The following is a 23,121-nucleotide window of genomic DNA, read 5'->3' as shown; positions in this document are numbered from 1 at the left end:
GGGCAGCCGTTTTTGGCCGCCCTGCATACATTATCCCCAGCGACGGCTTTTGCGAAAACGGCGCTGCGTTGTTTTCCCAGTCTGGGAACTGCCCTTGCAGATCATGCACACTCGGCCGAAGCCGCCAGCACCACCGCCTAGTGCCGGATCGTAATAATCCGTCTTTTCCCTAATTTGGCCGCATTTCGAGCACGGTTTGAGCTCTTTGTTCGCCAGGCCTTGAGCCTGAGACTGAATATGGTTGACCGCCTCTGAAATCTGCTCACCCACTGCAATTTCCACTAACTGGTACAGGCGATCTGAAATAGTTACGACAGGGTCGTCGCCCAAGTTGAAGCGATTGATACGTAGGAATCGGTAGCCGTAGCTCTCCAGCGTGAGTTGGCGCTCAACATCGGCCTCATTCAGGTAGCGCTCGTGATTGCCCACATGAACGTGTTTGCCCTTGGCAAAGTGATAATCGAAGCCATCGTATTCGATCACGATCTGGATGGGGCCCTTGCTCGACTGGTACGTCACCAGAAAATCAACGCGCCATTTTGGATGCTCGTAGGTCGGGTCGAGTTGCTTGAGATAAGTTCCGATCTCGAACTGAGCAAAGACATCGATGGCGTCGATATTCGACTGATAGAAACTGGTCTTGCGAAACCACTCCAGAACCTTTGCTTCCATCGGGCTGGACTGATCGGTGTCTTCGGCAGAAGGTAGTCTATTGGCGTTCTCAAGAATGTTCGCATAGTGGTTAAGCGCTTGTCCGATGGCGCCGCGAAACTCATTGAGTGGCTTGGAGTGAACGAACCAAATCATTTCCTGAGCGCGGCTAAAACCGACGTTGAGACGCTGAACCTTCAGTTTTTGCTCTACTGCCTGTTCTGCGTCACTCAGTTCAACCGGGAAGATATAGTTGAGCGCATCCTCATCAGCCGTGGCTACCATCGAGTAGAAAATGATGTGCCGTTCCTCTCCCTGGCAGCTGTCGAAGGTCATAACCTTCAACCGCAACAGACGTTCGAAGTCTGCTCCGCGGGGGTGATTGAACAGCTTCTTGGACAATAGGGTCTGCTGCTCACGGAAGGGCGAGATAATGCCTACGGTCGGTGGCGCTTCCTCATCAATCAGCTCAAGAAGGCGGTCAAGAATGAACTCCGCCTCCGCTTCATTGGTACCTCGCGTCACTCGCTTGTCTGTCGTATCGACTATGTCAAATCGGATGACTTCGTCGACCGGGATGCCACGGATTTTTATAGCCTGCAATTGGTGCCCATAAAACGTGCCCGAGGAGTATCCGATTAGCTCCTGGTAAGAGCGAAAGTGCTTGCGCAGCATGACTGAGTAAGAAGCCGCGTGATTGCAGAACTCCAGAATGGAACGCTTAACGTCGAACATGGACAGCCGCTGCAGTGCGTCGGCGGCGCCGCTGACGTGGGAGGTGAAATAGTTTTTCAGCTCATTGCGATACTTGTCATTCTGCTCAATGCTGGCGTTCGCCGATTTCACGTTTGAAAATTGTTTGTCATCACCCAGCACAACGACCTTCTTTGCGCGCAGTAGCGCCGGTAATGCTTGCGCGACCGAAACCTGCGAGGCCTCGTCGATGACCACCACGTCGAACATGTCAGGGGCCAATGGCATGTATTCGCCAAACTCACGAATACTGGCGATGATGACCGGGAAGCTCTCGCGTACGTGTGTGAACTTGTCTTCTGGAAATTTTTGTCGGTTAGCGATTACGCCAGCTAGCGCCCGTGCGTCTGAGCGGTAATTCTCCATGAAACTCAGCAGACGCGTGTCTACGTGCGCGTTCATGACCGAGGTGTTGAGGCGCTCAAGCTGGGTCTTGGTGCCGGCATAATCATACTGAGGCGCCGATGTGAAGGCTTCCCGAGTGCGCAGCCAGCCGTGCAGGAACCGAACGGACAGGGGCCAGAGACGGGCATCGTCCTTTGGTTGTTCAAGCAGTACATCCACGATTTTGCTATCGATACGACGCAGAATGGCCATGGCTTTTGCCGCATTGCCTGCGTTGAGTTTTGGCGTTTTTCCTCGGGCAAGCAGCCGATAGCAGCCCTCAAATTCGTCTTCTAGATCTTCGCTCTGCAGCTTCAGTCGGAGCTTATTGGCCACATCAACGAGGTTGGACAACATTGCTTGCCGATGCTTGAGCTGCAAGGGGCTGCTGACGGGTAGGGCATTAAGCTGACGTTCAACATCGCGCACCTGTGCGCCACGGAATAGGTAACCGAACAGAGGCATTTTCAGTTGACCATAGCTGACTAGAAGTCCGCCAAGCGCACGCAGCTGGGAGGGTGACATCGACTCGAACAGATCCCATGGGGCGTCAGAATGTTCCTGAGCGAAGGCTACCAGTAATGCATCCCTGCGCGTTCTGTTCGAAAGGCTTTGTGGGTTAAAGTCTCCTTCCGAGAAGACCTCAAGCAGATACTGCTCCACGCCCGTTAGATGCTCGGTGATGCCCTCGAGCTCTGAAATCAGATTGGCTCCACTTGCGCGTTTCAATACTTCCAGTACTGACGGGGCAAGCTCAGCGAGTTCGGTTTCGTCTTTGAGCATTGCTTGTACGCTGGTCATTTCGATGGCGCCTAATGTCGCCACAGTCAGCTTGATCTGTTCCTTGAGGTTCTCCGAGCGACTTTTTCGCTCCTCTTCGAGCCGGGGCTGATTCGCCTTCATTGCCTTGGCGTAGGCCCCGATCTGGGTTACCGCCTGATTCGAGGTCAGTTTGCGGAAGTTATGGGCTTGCTGGCCGAGACGCAGTATCGGATTCGGGAAATCGCTATCGTGGCGGACGCGTGACATGGCTTCCGATAGTTTGTCGTAGACCACATCCAGCGCTTCAGTCTTATCCGACAACACCAGGCAGGAGCGCTGGTTAAAGGCGCAGTCGGCGGCGATTGCTGTGATCGTATGGCTCTTGCCGGTACCTGGAGGGCCTGAGACTACAACGATCTTGCCTTCTGGCTGTCGCACGGCAATCAATACTTTGCGTTGCTCTTCATTGAGCGGGATCGGTGAGTCGAAGACCATTCGGTCCACCATCGGAAGCGCGTCCCAGGTGGTCTCCACGGCCGCAGCGATGGACTTTGGGTTCTCGCGCAATACCCCACCTACGATGCCCTCGAACAGTTCAACCACGGCCGATCCGCCATGCTTCAGTGCCTCGAGGATTTCTTCGTAGTCGTTGAGTAATGCCTCGTCCGAACGTTCATACGCAGCCAGGGACAGTGAGCTGGAAAGTCCGACCGCAACTGTCGAGGCGTCGGAATCAGTGGAGGAGAGGTTGATCTTGCCGCCAAGATCCATAGCATTGGCTACACGCTGGAACAAGGCGCGAGCCTCTTCGTATATGGACTGATCGGGTTTGATGTAATGAATTCGTTCGGGGATCGGAGAAACCCATGCGCGCTCAAGCCCAGCAGCCAACTCCTGCAGAACGAAGTCGATAGCCTTGCGGTTGGTATAAAGTTGGTTAAGCAGCTTTAACTTATAGCCGGCCCCTTTTTCCTCCCTCTGTACCTCAATGGGAAGAAAGAAGAGTGGGTATTGGTTTCCACCGTACTTCACTGCACCGATGTATAGGTAGAGCTGCATCCCGTCGCTGGTGGCAACATACGTTTCAAGATCGCGGAATTCGTGGTAAGCGTCAGCCGCCACAAATCCTTCAAAGAACGCCATCAGAGCCTGTCGAGTTCCTTCCAGAGTCAAGAACTGTGGGATCGCCTCTTTGAGCGGGGCTGAGTCCTGAGTGGCGAGCAGCTTGGCCAACAGCTCTGGGAGGATTCGGGATAGGTCGCCGCAGACTCTATCAACGAGGTCCTTTTCTGCAGCGAATAACGAGTCCATTACCCAGTACGCCTGATTGCGCAGTGGACCATCCAAATGTGCAATCAGGGGCTTGATGACGTGCTCGGCGACTTTGTTGCCCAAGTGGTTTTGGACTGACTCTACCCATAACTCCGGGTCTTCTATCGCTTTTGCGTAGGACTCTGCGGCGAGTTCCTCCACCGAAGTATGAACGGTTTGTAGGGATGAGGCAGGGATTGCGTTTACTTGTTCGTGGATAACTTTACGAAGCACATCACTGATCGGGCGCGTATAACGCCGTGGGTCGATCGTCAGTGACAGGTCCTCGCTGGATGGACGCCCCAAAAGATTCCATAGATCGCGATCCAAGGAGGGGTAGGGTGAGGTGCGCATCCCCGATCTGAATCCGGTGTCAGTGGTCAGCACTATTCGGCGGCGCGGAGCTTGTTGACGCTTGAAATCCGAGTCTAAAAAATCGCGGAAGTATTGACTGATACGCGTGGCGACTGGCCGAAGTTGCTGCTCCAGAGCTTCCATTAGATTCCCTTAAAAACGAACGCTGGACTTCGCTGCTCGAAAACCCGTGACATCGGTATCGAGAGCAAGCCAAAAAAAATGACAATGAGATGGTGTCACAATACTGGCTCTGGCTCGACCGCGGCAACACACTTACGTTTCAGTACCGCCCGAAAGTGGCTGGGCGGCTCATAATGTCGGGGAGATAATTGCAAGCCGCGAGGTGCATCAGAGGTCGTTTCGGTTGATTTCGCGGTTGGAGTAATGAGAGAGGGGATGTTAGAAGCGGCTTGGTCGAATCAGTGGTTTAACGCGTTCATGAACGTATCCGGCGCAACATACAATTTAACATAATATACATTATGCGTAATTCTGTATTGCGTAATCAGAGGCAGTGCCCGTCAGATTTCAACAGGCAAAACCCCCATCTCCCTCAAACCTGAGCAAACCCGCCATCAACAAACATTTCACTGCCCGTCATGAAGCTGCTCTCATCCGATGCCAGGAACAACGCCGCCGCCGCAACTTCTTCCGGCTTGCCAATGCGGTTCAACGGAACCTGCGCGGTCATGTCGTCAATAATCGCTTCCTTCTGACCTGTGCCTGAAAGCGCCAGGTCCAAGCCTGGTGTCGAGATTGGCCCTGGCGACAGCACGTTGACGCGAATGCCCGTGCCTTTCAGGTCCAGCGCCCAGCTCCTGGCAAAATTACGCAGCGCCGCTTTTGTCGCGCTGTACACACTGAATGCTGGTGTACCCATGGTTCCCGTGGTCGATCCGGTCAGGATCACCGAGCTGCCGGCGCTCATCAGTGGCAAGGCTTTTTGTACGGTGAATAGCGTGCCTTTGACGTTGATGCCGAAGGTTCGGTCAAACGACTCTTCTGTGATCGCGCCGATCGGCTGGAAATCCCCCAGGCCGGCGTTGGCAAACAGCACATCAACTCGGCCCTTGGCGGCTTTGACTTGCGTAAACACGCGATCAAGGTCGTCCAGTTTTGAAATGTCGCCTTGTATGGCAATGGCTTCAGGGCCGATCAGTTGCAGCGCTTTGTCCAGCTCCTCTTGCCGGCGTCCTACAATGACGACTTGAGCGCCTTCCGCCGCAAAACGGATGGCGGTTGCCAGGCCGATGCCGCTGTTGCCGCCGGTGATGACTGCGATTTTTCCGTTGAGCCTGCTCATGGTGAACTCCAAAGAATAAGGTTGAGGCCCAACTGTAGATCTGCGCTATTTTTTTGAATAGTATGCACCTTTTAGTAAGTACCCTATGTGGAGCCTTCTAGATCATGGCCAATAACTCATTCAATTGCGGGCTCGAAGCCGCCCTGGCGGTGATTGGCGGCAAATGGAAGCCCCTGGTGCTGTTCAACCTGGCGCAAAATGTTCATCGATACGGTGAATTAAGACGCGCGATTGGCGGCGTGACCGATAAGGTGCTGATCCAGCAACTCAAGGAATTGGAGCGCGACGAGATCATCTCTCGCGTGGATTTCCAGGAAATACCGCCCAAGGTCGAGTACTCGCTGACCCCTTTCGGGCATTCCCTGGCAACGGCGCTGGGGGCGCTTTGCCAATGGGGAACGGAGCATATGCAAACCGTTGAACGCATCGCTGAACGACGTACTGCCGCCCTCTCCCAGCCTTGAGCCCCCTGCCCTGATAGCCAACTCAACTAAATGACTATTTAGTTGAGTTAACGGCTGTGTCTCTCCACGGCGCTATCAACTTCACACCCGACACATCACTTTTTCTAGATGTCAGCCTACAAACATATGGATTTTTCCAAATGTTTGCGCCTTTTAAGCTCTCCTCACTCCTCCCCGTGATGGAGCAAGCGTCGTCGGTACGCCCTGATCACAAGGGCGATCCTAAAAATAATGTGTCTGCCGACCCAAGGAATACCTATGTCCTCTCATTTGTCTGAACGGCAAAACGCCGATGAGCGCCTGTTGCACAGCCATGGCTATGACCAGCAACTGCATCGGGGGCTCTCGCTGTGGTCGTCGTTTTCCGTGGGGTTCGCCACGGTCTCCCCTGTGGTGGGCATCTATTCTGTGATGTCCCTGGGCGCCATGAATGCCGGCCCTGCCTGGGTCTGGATCGTGCCGCTGTGCCTGGCCCTGCAACTGTTGGTGGCCCTGGTGTATGCCGAGCTTGCTTCGCAATATCCCCTCGCAGGCGGTTGCTACCAGTGGGTCAAGCGCCTGGCAGGTGATCGTTGGGCCTGGTTTACCGGGTTCATGTACTTGGCGTCTGCGCTGGCGTCCCTGACCACGGTGGCCTACCTGGGTGGTTTCTGGTTGTGGTTGTTCTTTACCGGCGAGCCGCCTTCGGCCAATGCCCAGGTGTTCTGCGGCGCGATTTTGCTGTTGGTCGGCCTCGGCGTGAACCTGTTCGGGATCAACCCGCTCAAGTACTTCGTCAATGCCGGAATCGTCGCCGAGGCCATCGCTTCAATTGGCATTGGCGTGCTGTTGCTGTTGTTCTTTCGCAACCATTCGTTTTCTTTGTTGCTGGAAGGCATCACGCCTGGTCCGGCAAGCGAGGGCTCCTACGTGTCTGGTTTCCTGACGGCCATGGCCGTGGGCGGTTGGGCGTTCCTGGGGTTTGACGCCTGCTCCCAAGTCTCCGAAGAGACCGCCGATGCCCGCACTTCGACGCCACGCGCCATCCTGCGTTCGATGATCCTGGTGGGCCTGACCGTCATGCTCACCGCCTTTGCCGTGACGCTGTCCTACACCACCACCGACGCGATGGTGTCCGGCCAGGTCATCGACCCTGTCACACCTGCCGTGGTCGATGCCTTCGGTGCCTGGGCCGAACGTCCCTTCGTGGCGGTGGTGCTGGTGGCTTTTATCGCCTGCGTGGTGTCGGTTCAAACCTATATCGGTCGCGCCGTGTTCGGCATGGCCCGGGATGAAATCCTGCCGGGGTCGGCGCTGTTGCGCCGGGTTGACGCACGCAAGGTGCCCTTCGCCGCCATGGTGTTCAGCACGTTGTTTGCCAGCTTCGGCCTGGCCCTGGGCTTGAATGCCACCGCCGTCGGTACCTTGATCGCGTTCGGCAGTGGCGGCTTTTTCTTTGTCTTCCTGATCGTGGTGAGCTGCGCCCTGCTCGCCCGCCTCAACGGCACCTGGAAAGCCGAACCAGGCACCTTCAGCCTCGGCCCCTGGGGCATGCCGGTCAACGTCGCAGCGTTTATCTGGCTGGTGTTCGAAAGCATCAACGTCGCCTGGCCCCGGGCAGCGTTGGCGCCGCCCGATGCGCCGTGGTTCCAGGTCTGGGCAGTGATCCTGGTGTTTTCGGTACTCGCGCTGCTGGGTCTGATCTACCTGTTCTGGGCCAAGCCCAATCAACGCCTCGCCAGCCCTGCGCTGCGCACACATTAACCTGGACTCGGAGCTTCAGATGCCTGCCCTTCATTATTGGAATTACCCCACGGACATCTTCTGCGGCCCTGGCGCACTGGAGATCCTGGTGCAACGCTGCCAGTTGCTGGACATGCGCAACCCCCTGCTGGTCACCGACCCCGGCATGTTGGCCCTGGAACCACTGGCGCTGCTCAAGGCTCAGTTGAGCCAGGCGGACATTCCCTTTGCGGTCTTCAGTGACATCCACAGCAACCCAACGATGTGCGACGCGGCCCGAGGCGTCTCAGCCTTCCAGGCCGGTGGCCACGACTCGTTGATCGCCCTGGGTGGCGGCAGTGCCATGGACGCGGCCAAGGGCATCAGCCTGGCCGCCGTCGACCGCCATGGCCTGGAGCGTTTCGAATGGTCCCAGGTGGTCAGCCGCTACCCGAGCCTGGCGGACTTTCCCCGGCTTGGCCTGCCCAAGCTGATCGCACTGCCTACCACTGCCGGCACCGGCTCTGAACTGGGCCGCGAAGCCGTGCTGACCTTGAGCGAGCACACCATCAAACAGGTGATCAGCCATCCCGAGTTGTTGCCGGCCACCGTCATCCTCGACCCAGTGCTCACCCGTGGCCTGCCGCCGGCACTCACGGCCGCCACCGGCATGGACGCCCTCACCCACCACATCGAGGCCTTTTGCTCGCCGCTGTACCACCCGATGTCGTCCGGCGTTGCCGTCGAAGGCGTGCGCCTGGTGCAACAGCACCTGCTCGCGGCCCATGCCGATGGCCAAGACCTGGTTGCACGCGAAGGCATGCTGGTGGCGTCCGCCATGGCCGCCGTGGCGTTCCAGAAAGGCCTGGGCGGCGTGCATGCCCTCGCCCACCCGCTCGGCGCGCGGTTTCACAAGCACCATGGTCTGTTGAATGCGATCCTGCTGCCTTACGTGCTGGTCGCCAACCGCGAGGCCATCAGCACCGACATCGCCCGACTGGCCCGTTACCTGGAGTTGCCGCAGCCTGATTTCGAAGGTTTCGTGGCATGGGTGCTGGACTTGCGCCAACGCCTGGGCATTCCGCATACGTTGAGTGAGATCGGCCTGGACGCCGACGTCGCCGAGTGGGTCGGTGCACAAGCCCTGGCAGACACTTCGTCCTCGGACACCAATGCCCGTCCTCTCGATGCGCAGGCCTACAGCCAGGTCTATCGCCACGCGGTCTACGGCGAACTACCCGCGGTGTTCCTGCAGTAAATCCTCGATAAACGCCCGCACGGCTTCGCTTTGCGGGTGCCCCACGTGGGTGATCATGCTGTGTTGCACGGCGTAATGCAGGGTTTCGGGGTGCAGCGCACGCATATGCCCACTGGCGATCCACGGGGCGGCGTAATGGGCTGGCAGGTAACCCAGGTGTGTCCCGGCCATCACGCCATGGGCCACGGCTTCCATATGGTACGCGGTGGCGGACGCGCGCTTGGGCACCACCGGCAGCACCTGGTCGGCGGGCAGAAAACCGTGCTTGATCCAGTCACACGCCTCCAACTGTTCAAGGCTGGGGGCCGCGACGCTGAACAGCGGGTGCTTGCTCCCACAGAAGATCCCGATGGCTTCGCTATACAGCGGTTGATAGGCCAAGGTGGGCAGCGGCCGACTGAAGTAGGAGATGGCCATGTCCAACTGCCCATCGATCACCGCCAGTTCCAGCTCCGTGGGCGAGTTGACGAAAATATGCAGGTGCATGTCGTGCTCGCGCTGGTAAAAGCGCGCGATGGCCGCATCGATGCGCGCCGTGGGCAAAGTGGCGATATTATCGGCCAAGCCCAGGTACAGGTCTCCCACCAGGCGCCCGGCCAAGTCCTGGGCCTCGTCACGAAACGCATCCACCGCACCGAACAAGGCGGTTGACGCCTTGAGGATGCGCTGGCCTTTTTCCGTCAGGCGGAACCCACCCTTGCCACGCTCGCAAATCCGATAACCCAGGCGCTTTTCCAGCCCGGAAATATGCGTGCTGATGTTCGACTGGCTCATGTTCAGTTCGGCCTGGGCCGCCGTGAACCCGCCGCATCGGACCACCACGGCAAAAATGCGCAGCAGCCGCAGATCCATGTCCGTCACGTTTCTGAGCACTGCAATGTCCCGGCTGGCGGCAAATGAAGGGGCTCATTCAACGTCAGGGGCGCACCCACGTCAATGGCGCTTGTATGCACCCGGTACGCCCCCTAAGCTGGCACTCTTTTTTGTCGCCCTGCCCCGGATATCCCATGTCTCGAAGCATCGCCCACCTCGCCCTGCTCCTGGGGTTGATCACCGCCATCGGCCCGTTCGCCATCGACAGCTACCTCCCTGCCCTGCCCACCCTGGGCGCCAGCCTGCAGGCTTCGCCGGCCGCCGTGCAGATGAGCCTTACCGTGTTCTTCATGGTCATCGGCGTGTGCCAGTTGTTCTACGGGCCGATCAGCGATGTGTTCGGGCGCAAGCTGCCGATTTATGCGGGGCTGGTGATTTTTACCGTGGCCAGTGTCGGCTGTGCATTGGCACCCAACATTGAAGTGTTGATCGGTTTTCGCGCCTTGCAGGCCTTCGGCGCGTGTGCCGGGATGGTGATTCCCCGGGCGATCGTGCGCGACCTGTACACCGGCCATGAAGCCGCGCGCCTGATGGCGTTGCTGATGCTGGTGATGAGCGTGTCGCCGATCCTCGCGCCGTTGGCCGGCAGCGTGGTGATTTCGTTGTGGAGTTGGCGTGAAGTGTTTGTGGCGCTGGCTGTCGTGGCGGTGCTGTGCCTGGTCATGACCGCCGTGCAGTTACCCGAAACCCACCCGGCCGAGCGGCGCCTGGGCAAGACCCTCGGCTCGGCCATCGGCAGCTACGGCGCATTGCTGCGCGACCCGGTGTTTATCGGGCTGGCAGTGGTCAGCGGGTTTGGCCTGGCCACTTTCTTTGTGTTCATCGGCAGCGCGCCGTTCGTGTACATCGAGTACTACGGCCTGACGCCCACCCAGTTCAGCCTGTGCTTCGCCCTCAACGCCGCGTCATTCTTCGCCATGAGCCAACTTACCGCGCGCCTGAGCGCGCGCTTTGGCCTGGCGCGGGTGATCCGCAGTTCGGTGATGGCCGTGGCGGCGGTGATGGCGGTGTTGGCTGTCACCCTGGTGTGGGGCAACAGCCTGGCCGTGATGATGACACTGCTGTTCATCGGTTTCGGTTTTCTCGGCCTGCTGTTGCCGGCAGCCGGCGTGTTGTCCCTGGAGGATCACGGTGCGGTAGCTGGCTCGGCGTCGGCCCTGCTGGGCGCGATCCAGATGATCACGGCGGCGGCGTGCATGAGTGTGGTTGGCGTGTTTGCCGACCACACCCCGGCACCGATGGTGGTGGGCATTGCGCTGTGTGCCCTGGCGGCGATGCTGGTTACGCTGTGGACCTTGCGCCGTCTGCCAGCGCATCTGGCGTCCAATGCCCCGCACGTACCGCCAGCCAAGTGAGAAACACGTGGGCCGGCATCGGCCGGGCGATCACGTAACCCTGGACTTCATGGCAACCAAAGCTGGCCAGCAGCGTGCACACCTGCCGGTCTTCGACCCCTTCGGCCACCAGCCGCAGGTTCATGATCAGGCCCAGTTGAATAATGGCCCGCACGATTTCCTGTTGCTCGGGCTGGTGTAACTGGGTGATGAACGAGCGGTCGATCTTCAGTTCGTCCACCGGTAGCCGAGACAAGTAAGCCAGCGATGAATAGCCGGTGCCAAAGTCGTCGATCGCCAGCGAGAACCCCAACTGGCGCAACTGGGTCAGCGTCACCAACGCTTGCTCAGGGTTGCGCATGGCGCTGGACTCGGTGATCTCCAGGCACAACTGCGCCGCATCGGCGCCGGTCTGGGCCAGCAAGGCCTGGACCTGAGTCGGGAACGTCGGCGACTCCAAATCCTGCACACTCAAGTTGACGCTGATGCGCAGGTCACATGCCCGGCTCAACTGCATGCACTCGCGCAACAGCCACAGGCTCAGGGCGCAGATCCGACCGTTGTCCTCGATGATCGGCAGGAACACACCCGGAGCAATCAGGCCCAGGCGCGGGTGTTCCCAGCGCACCAACGCTTCTGCTGCGCCGATATGCCCGTCGCTCAAACGCGCCTTGGGCTGCAGGAATACGCGCAATTCACCGGCCTCGATGGCTTGGTCGAAATCATCCAGCAACGCCATCGACTGCAAACGCCGCTGCTCCAGTTCCGGGTCATAGAACACATGGCTCACCGCCTGGTGACGGGCGGCATCCAGCGCCACTTCGGCGTAACACAACAAGTCCTGCACACTGCGCCCGTGGATCGGGTAGCGCGCCAACCCCAGGCGTGCCTTGACCATCACCGCGTGCTGGCCGCCGAGCCTGAACGGTTTGTCCAAGGTGCGCGCCAGCCGCGCCAGGCAGATGTCCTGGTCGCAGCGCAGCAGCAAGGCAAAGCCGTCCGACGGCAGCCGTGCCAGCAACTCCCCCTCCCCCAGCACCGCGGCCAGCCTTCTTGCCACGCCTTGCAGCAGCAGGTTGCCATCGCCGTAGCCGTAGAGCGCGTTGATGCGCTTGACGTCGCAGATGTCGAAGATCGCCACGGTCAGCCCCGACAGCGGCCTATGGCCGGCAGCGATGGCCCGGTTGACGTCCATGATGAACCGCGTGCGGTTGGGTAGCCCGGTCAGCGGGTCTTCAAACGCCAACTCGGAGATGCGCAACTCGCGGCTGGCAATCACCAGCAAGCCCAACACAAAGGTGGTCAAGCCGATGCCGAGGAACAGCAACAGGCACGCGCGGCGTTCGGCCTTGATCGCCTCCAGGCTGACGTCCGCGCCCAGCACCAATTGACTGCCGTGCGGCCCTCTGATGGGCAGGAAGAGCGAGCGAAAATCGCCGAACTGGTCGCTGTATTCCACAAACCGGCTGCGGCGTTGTGCAAACACTTCGTCAAGTTCCGGCGGCGCGCTGTCGTAGTGGCCCAAATGCTGGCCGTAGCGCCCGCTGGCGATCTCGGCGGTATTGGCCGAGTCCATCACGAACAGCGTGTGGCCCCCGCGCTGGGTGAGCACGTAGATCGAATCCACCCCGGCTTTTTTGGCGTAGCCGTCCAGGCGCTGCAACATCGCCTGGTAGCGTGGCTCATCGAACGGTCCGTCACCCAGCAGTTCGCCCAGGTAGTCATCGCCGATCACCACCGGCAGCGCCTGCACAATGGCGCTCAGGCGCGTACCCAGCAGCGCGTCATCGGCCGCGGCCTTGAAGCGATAACCGCTGACGGTAAACAACAGGGTCACCAGCAGGTGAATCAGCACAAAACTGAGGGACACCTTGCCCAACCGGGACAAGGCACGCAGCCGATGCCTGCGCACGGGTGCATCGTCGGGCAACAGCCAGCTGCGGTGTTCGAGCGCCTCTGCCATGGGTTACACCTTGAACCGCTTGACCAGGTTCTGCAGTTCGCCGCCCAACTGGGCCAGGTCGGCGCTGGAATCGGCCATCTCGGCGCTGGCCTGCGCCGACTGGTCGGCCACTTCGCGCACGGTCATGACGCTGCGTTGGATGGTGTCTGCCACGCTGGCCTGCTCTTCCGCCGCCGTGGCGATCAACAGGCTCATGAGCTGGATACCCGCCACTTGGCGGGTAATGGTCGCCAGTGCTTCACCGGTGTCGCGCACGCCGATCACCGTAGACTGGGTCTGCACCACGCTGGCCTGCATGCGCCGCGAGCTTTCCTCGGCAATGCGTTGCAGCCCGGCAATCAGGTTCTCGATTTCTTCGGAGGATTGCTGGGTGCGTTTGGCCAGGCTGCGTACCTCGTCGGCGACCACGGCAAAACCGCGGCCCGCCTCCCCTGCCCTGGCCGCTTCGATGGCCGCGTTGAGCGCCAGCAGGTTGGTTTGCCCGGCCACCGTCTTGATCACATCCAGCACGCCGCCAATGCGCTCGCTCTCTTTATACAGACGGGTCATCGACTCGGCCGACATACCCACGTCCCGCGCCAGGGTTTCAATCTGCTCCACGGCCTGCTGTGACACCTGCAAGGCGCTGCTGGCCTGGGTGTCGGCCTCCTTGGCAGCCTGGGCGGCCTGTTCGGAATGGCGTGCCACTTCCAGCACGGTGGTGGTCATCCCGGCCATGGCGGTCGCCACCTGGTCAGTCTCGGTCTTCTGGCTATGGATGCCCGCGCGGGTTTGCACGGTGATTGCGGCAAACTGGCTGGCGGATGCGGCCAGGCGATGGGAACTGCCGCCGATCAGCGCCATCACGTCGCGCAGGCGGTGGCTCATGTGGTTGATCGAACGCAGCAACTGGCCCAGTTCGTCGGCACGCTCGCTGTGCAGTTCCACGGTCAGGTCGCCATTGGCGATACGTTCGGCCGCCTCAAGGGTCTGTTGCAATGGCGCGACAATCTGCCGGCCAATGCGCCACGCGAGCAACCCGCCGAACAGCAAGGCCAGTAACGTCAGCGAGCCGAGCACGATCACCACCGCTTCGACACGGCGCTTGGCCCGCACCGCTTCAACGTCGTAGAGCACATTGATTTCATCTTGCAGGGCAGCTAGATCGGCATTCAACTTGAGCACCGTGGGGCCTGCATTGACGCCGACTTCCACCGCATCATGGGCTTTCATGTAAGCGCGCAGCTTGTCATCCAGGCGGCGGATCTTGGTCAGGTCTTCCTGGGGCCACTGCCCGGCGTGCACGTCGGCGACGATCCCGGCGAGCAGCTTTTCCATCTGCCCGAGGCTGGCATCGTGTCGGGTCAATTGGGTGGCGTCTGCGGTCAAGGCATACACAAAGTTGGCGTCACGGGAGAATACGGTCTGGTCGAACAGATTGCCCAGCCGGTTGATGCGCTTGAGCGATTGGCCGTCGCTGCGCAAGGCGTACAACCCCGTCAGTGCCAGCAGCACCGCAAATGCCAAAAGCAAACCAAAGCCCAAGCCCAGCTTGCGGCGCACAGTCAGATGTTCCAGGGCAAATCCACGCGACATAAGTAACAACCTCGTTGCTCCCGTTTGCTCGGCGCGCAGAAACGCCGACGCCTCGCAGGTGTGCGATAGCGTCTGGGGGCAGATTTAAGTTAATGGAGCACTTTGCTCGATAAACAACCAGGCTGTTACTTGGCGATGAGTCAAAATGCCATCGCACAATATCATTGGCTGAACAAAGAATAAACGAAACATGAAAAATCCAAATATGGAGGAGTGAAATCCATATTTAGGTATTTATTATTAGTCGCTCAAACCGTACTATCGCGACCCCTGAAACTTCATTGATTACAACTAATTCCGCTATAGCGTACTGCTTGGCGTCTTACGTATTTCGCTCACCTGAGCGCCTAGGGTCGTTATGCTGGATGATGTGGCTATCTTCGTTCAAATCGTGCGCAGCGGCAGCCTTGCGCTGGCCAGTAAAAAACTGGACATGCCCGCCAATACACTGGGGCGCCGCCTGGCCAGCCTGGAGCAGATGATGGGCACGCCGCTATTGTTCCGCTCTACCCGCGCCCTGCGCTGCACCGCAGCCGGCGAGCGGTTATACCAGCACAGTTGCACTAATATCGACGCCCTTCATGCCGCGATAGAATCCATCAAACACATGGACGGCGAACCCCGTGGCAAAGTTAGGGTGCATGTGTCCACCAGTTTCTTTGAATACTCCGACACTAACTTCTTGCAAGTCTTTCTCGACAAGTACCCGGTGATCGAACTGGAGCTGATCGTCTCGGATATAGAACCCAACTTGACTGAAGAAGGTATCGATCTACTGCTGCGCGTGGGTAAACCGAAAAAAACCAGTTATGTCATACACAAGTTGCGCGACGTGACCTTAGGCTTATATGCCAGCACGCACTACTTGGCCACACAGGGCACGCCGCACACCTTGGATGACTTGATGGGCCACGAACATTTGCAGTACCTGGGCAAGACCCACGAAAACCTGCTGACGCTGATGCGTGGCGATGAAACCCACAGCGTGCCTATTCGTGGTCGGTTTTCTTCGGACTCGATGCTGGGCCTGATCAACGCGGCCCACCAGGGCTTGGGAATTGCCCTGCTGAACAACGTGACCACCCAATTCGATCAAAAGGACCTGATACGCGTGCTGCCGGAATACTACCTGCCCACCGAGGGGTTCTATGCGGTGTACCCGAACCGTAAATCCCTGTCGATCGCCGCCCTGGCGGTGCTCGACCACTTGATCGACAAGGCCGGTATCTGCCGGCTGCGCTAGGCGTCGCTGCCCAGGCCGGCCAGGTACGCCCACGGGTAGATACCACGCTCGTGCCCATCGCTGAACACCAGTTGCACGCCATAGCCCTGTGGGTGGATCTGCAGCACACGCACGGCGTCCGACACCCTGGGTTGGCTGCCGCGCAAGCGGAACGCCCGGCATTGTGAGCACGGGCATTCGCGACGCAATCGCGCATGCTCGATCCACTGGGTGCCGTCGGCCCATTCCAGGCGCAATCGCCCGTCCGCGCCCTTGCCAATCCCACTGGGAGCGGTGGTCATTGCAGTTGCGCCAGTGCGATCCGCACCGCCTTGCGCACTTCCGGGTCGGCGTCGTCGGCGGCATCCCGCAGGGCACCCAGCGCCTGGCGATCGCCCAACTCACCCAATGACAACGCCGCTTCCTTGCGCAGGTTGCTGATGCTGTGGCCCAACGCCTGGACGAGTGCGTCGAGCGCCGGCGCATAGCGTAACCGCCCCAGGCTGCGGGTGGCCCGCAAGCGCACTTGCCAGTATTCATCGCTCAATGCGCCAACCAGTGCTTCGCCGGCGCTGTGACTGCCGACTTTGCCCAGGGTGGTCGCCGCCTCTTCACGCACTTGCCACGCTGGGTCCAGCAGGGCCCGGTACAACGCTGGCAACACCTGCTCATCGCTGGCCAGGCCGAGGGCACCGGTGGCAGCGCGGCGTACTTCGGTGTCCGGGTCGCTGCTGGCCAATCTGGCCAACGTTTCCAGCGCGGGCAGGTGTTTGAGCCAACCGAGCACACCCACGGCTTCGCGGCGGATACCCGCATCGGCGTCCGCCAGCGCCCGCAACGCCGAAGGCGCAGCAGCCTCCAGGCGCAACTCGCGCAAGGCACGAAAGACGGCGGTGCGCACGCTCACGTCGGCGTGCTCGGCCCAGGGCAACAACACCGCGCCTGCCTCGGCCGTCTTCAAGACGCTCAAGCTTTGCGCGGCCGCCTCGCGCACCGCAGGTTCCGCATCGGTCAGCGCCTCGCACAGTGCCTGCACCACCTCATCCTCTTCCCAGGCTTCCAGCAAGGCGGCGGCTTGGGCGCGCACTTGCACGGCGGGGTCCTGGCGCAGGCTGTCCACCAGCCATGCCAGGCCGTCGGGTTCTTCCAGGTCGGCCAGGTCGATCAGGGCAATGCGTCGCATGGCAGCGTCCGATGCCTGCAGGCGCGGGCGCAGGGCTTCTATTTCGGGGTTATAGGTCATATGGCAAATCGCGGTATGGAATGATCAATGGGCAACCCAAGCGGGTTCAATCGGGGTAACTGGCGTCCATCTTCGTGGTGCAGCAGTTCCAGGCAGTGGCGCTTGAGGTGGGTAAATTCAGGGGTGGTCATCAGCCCGGTGTGGCGCGGGCGTGGGAAGTCCAGGGTGAAGTCTTCGATAATGCGGCCTGGGCGCGGGCTCATCACCAGAATGCGGTCGGCCAGGAACAACGCTTCATCGATGTCATGGGTGACAAACACCACGGTGGTGCGGATCTGCGTCCAGATATCCAGCAACAACGCCTGCATCTTCATGCGTGTCAACGCGTCCAGCGCGCCAAACGGTTCGTCCATCAGCAACAGGCGCGGGCGATTGATCAGCACCCGAGCGATTTCCACCCGTTGCTGCATGCCGCCCGACAATTGATTCGGCCAGCGTTCGGCAAAGCCTTCCAGCCCCACCAGCGCGAGGATTTCATCCGCCGCCGCCAACCGCTCGGCCTTGCCGACGCCGCGCATCTTCAGGCCGAACGCGACGTTCTCACGCACACTGCGCCAGGGGAACAGCGTGTGTTGCTGAAACACCATGCCACGCTGCTGGGACGGCCCGGACACCGCCTGCCCGTCCATGTGCAAAGTGCCCTGGCTCGGCACCAGGTGGCCAGCCAGCGCCCCCAGCAAGGTGGACTTGCCGCAGCCCGACGGGCCCAGGATGCACACGAACTGGCCCGGCTCGATGCTGCAATCAAGTGCCTTGACCGCCTCAAAAGCCTGGGCTTTTTCGCCCAGCACAATGGACAACCCGCTGATTGCTATACGACCTTCCATCAGGCTTTACCTCGCAGGCGATGCCAAGGGGTGAATGCCGCGCCCAGGCGCTTGACCAGCCAACTGCTGCCCATGCCCAGTACGCCGATCAACAACATGCCGACCACGATGTCGGCATAGTTCTGCAAGGTGTATGACTCCCAGGTGTAGTAACCGATACCGAACTGCCCCGAGATCATCTCGGCCGTCACCAGGCAGAACCACGACGTGCCCATGCCAATGGCAAGGCCAGTGATAATGCTCGGCGCAGCGCCCGGCACGATCACTTCGCGCAGAATGGCACCCCGCCCTGCCCCCAGGCTGCGTGCCGAGGCGATCAATCGAGGGTCCACCCCTTCGACGCCATGCACGGTATTGAGCAGGATTGGAAACAGCGCGCCGGTGAAGGTGATGAACACCATCGACAATTCCGACGACGGGAACATCAGGATCGCCAGGGGAATCCACGCCACCGCAGGAATCGGGCGGATCACCTCCAGCGGCGGCAGCAAGACATCTTCGGCCCACTTCCAGCGGCCGATGGCGATCCCCAACCCGATGCCCACCAGCACCGCCACCAAGTAACCTTCAAACACCCGGCCCAGGCTGGCCCCCAGGTGCCGGGCCAGCTTGCCCGAGTCCACCAGGGCCAGCGCCGCCTCCAGCACGGCGCCAGGCGTGGGCACATTGGCGAAGGTCACCAGCCACAGGTTCCAGTGATGGCTGGCGGCGAGTTGCCAGAACAGCAGGCACACCAGCAACGAACTGGCCCGGGGCAGCCAGCGATAAGCGGCAGTTGGCATGGGCATATTCCTGTCAGCGACCGGCCACGGCTTGGGCGCCGGCGCGAGTGAAGTCAAACACCTGGCCGCCCTGGGCATCGGCGAATTGCTGCGCCTGGCCCTTGAGCAGGAAGGCACTCAACTTGCCCTGGCGATCACTGGCAAACCAGGCCTGGCTGGCCAGCAGCTTGATGCCACTGTCTTGGGCCTGGGCGTACACCGCACGCACGGCCTTGCCGTCTTTTTTCAAGCTGGCCAGTGCGCTGAACGCCGCTTCGGCCGAGGCGTAGTCGCGCACCTTGGGCTCGCCCTTGACCCAGATTTGCGCGACGTGGGACCAGTCGGTGATGGGCTTGCCCGTGAGCGCGTCGTTGGCTTTGAGCGGCGCCTGGGCGTAGTTGGCCAGTTGCGCTTGATAATCCAGGCCCGACGCCTTGAAGGCAGCGCGGATGTACTGGTCATCAATGAAGGTGTTGAGGTCCAGGCCACGGTCGGCCTTTTTCAGCAGCTTGAGGGTGTCAATGGCCGTGCCCACGGCTTGGCGGTATTCCGGCTTCCAGCTGAGGTCACGGGTCTGCACACCCAGCGGCCCGTGGAACAGGTAGTTGACCTCGGCCTCCACGCCGGTGACTTTTTCGATCAGTTCGCTGTACTTTTCAGGCTCTGCGGCGAGCAATTGATTGGCCTCGATACTCGCACGCAGGTAGGCGACCACCACTTCGGGGTACTGGCGCGCATAGCGTTCATCCACCAGGGCACCGTGGAAAGTCGGGGTGTTGGATTGCGAGCCGTCGTAGATCTTGCGGGCAAAGCCACGGTTGGGGAACAACTCGGCGAACGGCACAAAGTCGGCGTGAGCGTCGATTTTGTCAGCCTGCAACGCCGACCCGGCGACTTCAGGCGCCTGGGCGATGATGTTCACGTCCTTGAGCGGGTCCCAGCCCTGGGCAGCCACGGCACGCAGCAGCATGCCGTGGGCCGTGGAGGCGAACGGCACGGAGAGGGTCTTGCCTTTGAGGTCTGCCAGGGACTGGGCCGAAGACCCTGCCGGCACCACGATGCCATTGCCGCTGCCCTTGATATTGCCCGACAGCACACTGATAAACAGGCTGTGCTTGCCCGCTGTTTCATAGGCCACGCCGTTGAACGCCCCGGGGAAGTCGGCCATGGCGCCGAAGTCGAGTTTGCCGGCGACCATTTCATTGGTCAGTGGCGCACCGCTGGTGAAGTTCTTCCACTGGATATCGTAGGTGGCGTCCTTGTATTGGCCGTCGTGGGGCAAGTATTTGTCCAGCAGCCCCAGTTCGCGGATCAGCAGGCCGCCAGCGGCGCAATTGATGGTGGTGTCCTGGGTGCCGATGGCCACCCGGATGGTCTGGGCCTGCACGGACAGGCTCAGGGAGGCCAGCACCAGGCTGGCAACGGTTGCGCGCAAGAACATTGGGTATTTCCCCTCGAATCATGGTTATAGGATCGTCTCCGCCGTGATCGGGCACGGTGGGAAACGAGGGGGTGCAGCGTGGGCGTCCGGTGTAGGCGGATGGCTTTGAATCAACACACTCAGCGCAGCAGGTACGGGATCTCGACCTTGACGGCGCCGGTGGGGCAATCCTTCTCGCAGGGCATGCAGTACCAGCACTCGTCGAAGGCCATGTAGGCCTTCTGCGTGGCCGGGTTGATTGCCAGCAGGTCCATGGGGCACACGTCGACGCACACCGTGCAGCCCTTTTCGGCGATGCACTTGTCTTCGTCGATCGTCACCGGTGCGTTGGAGCGGAAGAATATTTCCTGGGGCTGGTAGGCCATTTCACGGTGTCCTTGGCGCTTTTGCGCTCTCTGCAGGTATTACGGATTGCCTCAGGCGGCATCGACACGCAGGCGGTCATAGGCTTGCAGTTCATCGGCGTCCAGGGGAATTACGTAGGGCTCTACCGGCTTCTTGAAGCTGACCATCTGCCCGTCTTCACCCTTTTTCAGGTGGCAATGGCAAAACCAGTCGGCGTCATTGCGCAGCGGGTGATCGACACGGTGGTGGTACAGCCCCCAGCGACTTTCGGCGCGGTACAGCGAGGCGCGGGCGGCCATTTCGGCGCAGTCGCGGATCACACTGGTTTCCATGGCGCGCATCAGTTCGTGAGCGTTGTGGGCCTTCATCTGGTCCAGGTCGCGCTGGATATCGCCAAAGCGCTGCAGGCCGATCTCCATCTTGCGGGTGACCTTGGGCGGTTGCAGGTAGTCGTTCACGAAGCGACGCAGCTTGTATTCGACCTGGGCCGGTGGCAGCCCGGTGTCGCGGTCCAGTGGCGCGTACACCCGGGCCTGTTCGGCGGCGACCTGTTCGGCGCTGACCGCACTGAACTCTCGCTCAGCCACGTACTGCGCAGCGTTGGTGCCGGCAAACCAGCCATAGGTAAAGGCACCGAGCATGTAGTTGTGCGGCACCGCCGCCATGTCGCCCGCCGAATACAGGCCCTTTACCGAGGTTTCCGCACGTTCATTCACCCACACGCCCGAGGCCGAATGCCCGCTGCAAAAGCCGATCTCGGAGATGTGCATTTCCACCATGTCGCTGCGGTAATCCGTACCCCGGTTGGCGTGGAACTGGCCCCGGCTGGGGCGCTCATTGCTGTGCAGGATCTGCTCGATGTTCTGGATGGTTTCCTCGGCCAAGTGGTCCAGCTTCAAGAACACCGGACCGTTGCCGCTTTCCAGCTCCTGGTGGAACTCCCACATCATCTGGCCGCTCCAGTAGTCGCACTCGATGAAGCGTTCACCTTTGTTGTTGGCCGTGTAACCGCCCAACGGACCAGTGACGTAGGCGCACGCCGGGCCGTTGTAGTCCTTGATCAGGGGGTTGATCTGGAAACATTCCAGGTTCGCCAGCTCCGCCCCGGCGTGGTAGGCCATGGCGTAGCCGTCGCCGGCGTTGGTGGGGTTTTCATAGGTGCCCATCAGGTAGCCCGAAGACGGCAGGCCCAGGCGACCAGCCGCGCCGCAGCAAAGGATCACCGCCTTGGCCTTGATCACCTGGAAGTCCGCCGTGCGGCAGTCAAAGCCCATCACCCCATTCACCGCGCCTTCGCTGTCGATCAGCAGGCGCGTGCACACCAGACGGTTGGTGATGTTCACCCGGGCACGCTTGAGCTGTCGGTACAGGACTTTCTTGATGTCGTGGCCTTCGGGCATGGGCAGCACGTAGGCACCCATGTGGTGGACCTTCTTCACCGCGTAGTCGCCGGTCTCATCCTTCTCGAACTTCACACCCCAGCGGTCCAGTTGCTCGATGGTCTCGAAACTGTGGGTGGCGTAGGCATACACCGCCGCCTGGTTGACGATGCCGTCGTTGGCGATAGTGATTTCCTTGGTGTACTGCTCGGGCGTCGAATGGCCCGGGATGATCGCGTTGTTCAGCCCGTCCATGCCCATGCTGATCGCGCCGCTGCGCTTGACGTTGGCTTTGTCGATCAGCAGCACACGCAGGTCGCGGTTGGCTTCCTTGGCCTTGATTGCGGCCATGGGGCCGGCCGTACCGCCGCCAATCACCACGATGTCGTATTCCAGTTCCAGGGTCTGGCGGCTCATGGGCGGGTTCCTCGCTCGCGGTCGATACGCAGGCGGTACTGGAACGCATCGCCACGGTAATACAGGTGCTCGAAGTCCACGGGCTGGCCGTCGGCGGTGTGGGTCAGGCGCTCGATGTGCATGATCGGCGAGCCGGGTTCAACGTTCAGCGCCTGGGTCAGGTCGCTGTCGGCCAGGACTGCATCAATAGCGACGTCGGCATGGCCCAGTTGCAGGCCGCAGTCGTTTTCCAGGATCAGGAAGATGTCGCGGGTGACCAGGTCGGCTTTTTCCAGGCGTTCGCCCACTGCCTGGTTGAGGTAGGTGATCTCCAGGGACACCGGCTCGCGGTTGATCAGGCGCACCCGCTTGATCTGCGCCACCGTGGTGCCCTCCTCCAAACCGAGGCGCTCGGCCACTTGCTTGTCAGCTGGCACAAAGCGAAAGCTGCGCAAGCGGTTGATCACTTCATAGCCGCGTTCGGTCATGGATTCGGCCAAGCCTTGCAGGGTGCTGACGTTCTGGTAGGCCTTGGGTTTGGACACGAAGGTGCCTTTGCCGTGAATCTTGAAGATCAGCCCTTCTTTCTGCAGGTCGCCCAAGGCTTGGCGCACGGTGATCCGGCTGACCTTGAAGCGCGCGCCCAACTCGGCTTCGGACGGCATCTGCGTATTGGGGGCGTATTGGCCATCCAGGATGCCGCTGCGCAACAAATCACGCAGTTGGGCGTGCAGGGGAATGCTGGACAGCGGGGATAAGGCAACGGCGGATTCGTTCATCAAGGTCACTTGTCATAACGAGTTATGACGTGATCTTAA

18 protein-coding genes are annotated in these 23,121 nt (G+C 60.4%); 5 read left to right on the top strand and 13 right to left on the bottom strand.

What is annotated here, in order from left to right:
- Positions 1–30: 30 nt before the first annotated feature.
- Together ACVWVP_RS12295 and ACVWVP_RS12290 are read right to left on the bottom strand one after the other, a co-directional pair.
- Positions 31–4,359, bottom strand: a complete 4,329-nt coding sequence (locus tag ACVWVP_RS12295) for an AAA domain-containing protein (RefSeq protein ID WP_457406125.1) — start codon at positions 4,357–4,359, stop codon at positions 31–33.
- A 412-nt stretch (positions 4,360–4,771) separates the two neighbouring features.
- Positions 4,772–5,521: an SDR family NAD(P)-dependent oxidoreductase gene (locus ACVWVP_RS12290; protein ID WP_259171384.1), complete on the bottom strand. Its 750-nt coding sequence runs from the start codon at positions 5,519–5,521 to the stop codon at positions 4,772–4,774.
- Between the two features lie 104 nt (positions 5,522–5,625).
- On the opposite strand from ACVWVP_RS12290, the gene ACVWVP_RS12285 reads away from it, so the two are divergent.
- From ACVWVP_RS12285 to ACVWVP_RS12275, 3 genes are all read left to right on the top strand, one after another.
- Positions 5,626–5,985 carry a winged helix-turn-helix transcriptional regulator gene (locus tag ACVWVP_RS12285; RefSeq protein WP_178920152.1) on the top strand — a complete coding sequence of 120 codons (360 nt, stop codon included), beginning with the start codon at positions 5,626–5,628 and terminating at the stop codon, positions 5,983–5,985.
- A gap of 258 nt (positions 5,986–6,243) precedes the next feature.
- Positions 6,244–7,728 (top strand): APC family permease, encoded by a 1,485-nt coding sequence (locus tag ACVWVP_RS12280; RefSeq protein ID WP_457406121.1) that lies wholly within the window; start codon positions 6,244–6,246, stop codon positions 7,726–7,728.
- A gap of 19 nt (positions 7,729–7,747) precedes the next feature.
- A complete protein-coding gene (locus ACVWVP_RS12275) occupies positions 7,748–8,944 on the top strand; it encodes an iron-containing alcohol dehydrogenase (protein WP_259171385.1) in 1,197 nt (398 codons plus the stop codon).
- On the opposite strand, the gene ACVWVP_RS12270 is transcribed toward ACVWVP_RS12275, so the two are convergent.
- On the bottom strand, positions 8,921–9,817 hold the full coding sequence (locus ACVWVP_RS12270) for a LysR family transcriptional regulator (protein ID WP_457406119.1): 897 nt from the start codon (positions 9,815–9,817) through the stop codon (positions 8,921–8,923). The genes ACVWVP_RS12275 and ACVWVP_RS12270 overlap by 24 nt on opposite strands.
- A gap of 134 nt (positions 9,818–9,951) precedes the next feature.
- Here ACVWVP_RS12270 and ACVWVP_RS12265 point away from each other — a divergent pair, with 134 nt between their 5' ends.
- Complete coding sequence (locus tag ACVWVP_RS12265; protein ID WP_457406116.1) at positions 9,952–11,172, top strand: multidrug effflux MFS transporter; 1,221 nt, start codon at positions 9,952–9,954, stop codon at positions 11,170–11,172.
- Here ACVWVP_RS12265 and ACVWVP_RS12260 read toward each other — a convergent pair.
- On the bottom strand, positions 11,099–13,114 hold the full coding sequence (locus ACVWVP_RS12260; protein ID WP_457406114.1) for a putative bifunctional diguanylate cyclase/phosphodiesterase: 2,016 nt from the start codon (positions 13,112–13,114) through the stop codon (positions 11,099–11,101). The two genes, ACVWVP_RS12265 and ACVWVP_RS12260, sit on opposite strands and share 74 nt — an antisense overlap.
- A 3-nt stretch (positions 13,115–13,117) precedes the next feature.
- Positions 13,118–14,326 carry a methyl-accepting chemotaxis protein gene (locus tag ACVWVP_RS12255; protein WP_457406356.1) on the bottom strand — a complete coding sequence of 403 codons (1,209 nt, stop codon included), beginning with the start codon at positions 14,324–14,326 and terminating at the stop codon, positions 13,118–13,120.
- A 721-nt stretch (positions 14,327–15,047) separates the two neighbouring features.
- Between ACVWVP_RS12255 and ACVWVP_RS12250 the strand changes: the two genes are divergently transcribed.
- The gene (locus ACVWVP_RS12250) at positions 15,048–15,932 is read left to right on the top strand and encodes a LysR family transcriptional regulator (RefSeq protein WP_256732833.1); all 885 of its coding nucleotides are present in this window, start codon (positions 15,048–15,050) and stop codon (positions 15,930–15,932) included.
- On the opposite strand, the gene ACVWVP_RS12245 is transcribed toward ACVWVP_RS12250, so the two are convergent.
- The 8 genes from ACVWVP_RS12245 to ACVWVP_RS12210 all read right to left on the bottom strand — a co-directional run bounded on the left by ACVWVP_RS12245 (position 15,929) and on the right by ACVWVP_RS12210 (position 23,082).
- Positions 15,929–16,213: a DUF971 domain-containing protein gene (locus ACVWVP_RS12245; protein ID WP_178920158.1), complete on the bottom strand. Its 285-nt coding sequence runs from the start codon at positions 16,211–16,213 to the stop codon at positions 15,929–15,931. The genes ACVWVP_RS12250 and ACVWVP_RS12245 overlap by 4 nt on opposite strands.
- Entirely contained in the window at positions 16,210–17,154 is a 945-nt protein-coding gene (locus tag ACVWVP_RS12240) for a HEAT repeat domain-containing protein (RefSeq protein ID WP_457406110.1), read from the bottom strand. The genes ACVWVP_RS12245 and ACVWVP_RS12240 overlap by 4 nt, the downstream gene beginning before the upstream one ends.
- On the bottom strand, positions 17,151–17,981 hold the full coding sequence (locus ACVWVP_RS12235; RefSeq protein ID WP_178920160.1) for an ABC transporter ATP-binding protein: 831 nt from the start codon (positions 17,979–17,981) through the stop codon (positions 17,151–17,153). Before ACVWVP_RS12235 ends, ACVWVP_RS12240 begins: the two co-directional genes overlap by 4 nt.
- Entirely contained in the window at positions 17,981–18,763 is a 783-nt protein-coding gene (locus ACVWVP_RS12230; protein WP_259171393.1) for an ABC transporter permease, read from the bottom strand. The genes ACVWVP_RS12235 and ACVWVP_RS12230 overlap by 1 nt, the downstream gene beginning before the upstream one ends.
- Positions 18,764–18,776: 13 nt before the next feature.
- A complete protein-coding gene (locus ACVWVP_RS12225) occupies positions 18,777–20,183 on the bottom strand; it encodes an ABC transporter substrate-binding protein (protein ID WP_457406107.1) in 1,407 nt (468 codons plus the stop codon).
- Between the two features lie 119 nt (positions 20,184–20,302).
- Positions 20,303–20,548, bottom strand: coding sequence for a 4Fe-4S dicluster domain-containing protein (locus ACVWVP_RS12220; RefSeq protein ID WP_028616162.1), 246 nt, complete (start codon positions 20,546–20,548; stop codon positions 20,303–20,305).
- A gap of 51 nt (positions 20,549–20,599) precedes the next feature.
- Positions 20,600–22,324: a fumarate reductase/succinate dehydrogenase flavoprotein subunit gene (locus tag ACVWVP_RS12215; RefSeq protein ID WP_457406105.1), complete on the bottom strand. Its 1,725-nt coding sequence runs from the start codon at positions 22,322–22,324 to the stop codon at positions 20,600–20,602.
- Positions 22,321–23,082: a GntR family transcriptional regulator gene (locus ACVWVP_RS12210; RefSeq protein WP_178920164.1), complete on the bottom strand. Its 762-nt coding sequence runs from the start codon at positions 23,080–23,082 to the stop codon at positions 22,321–22,323. The genes ACVWVP_RS12215 and ACVWVP_RS12210 overlap by 4 nt, the downstream gene beginning before the upstream one ends.
- Between the last annotated feature and the right edge of the window lie 39 nt (positions 23,083–23,121).

Source organism: Pseudomonas sp. TE24901 (genome assembly GCF_054058375.1).
Note: the sequence above shows the minus strand (reverse complement) of the source record. Positions and strands in the feature narration are given on the sequence as shown.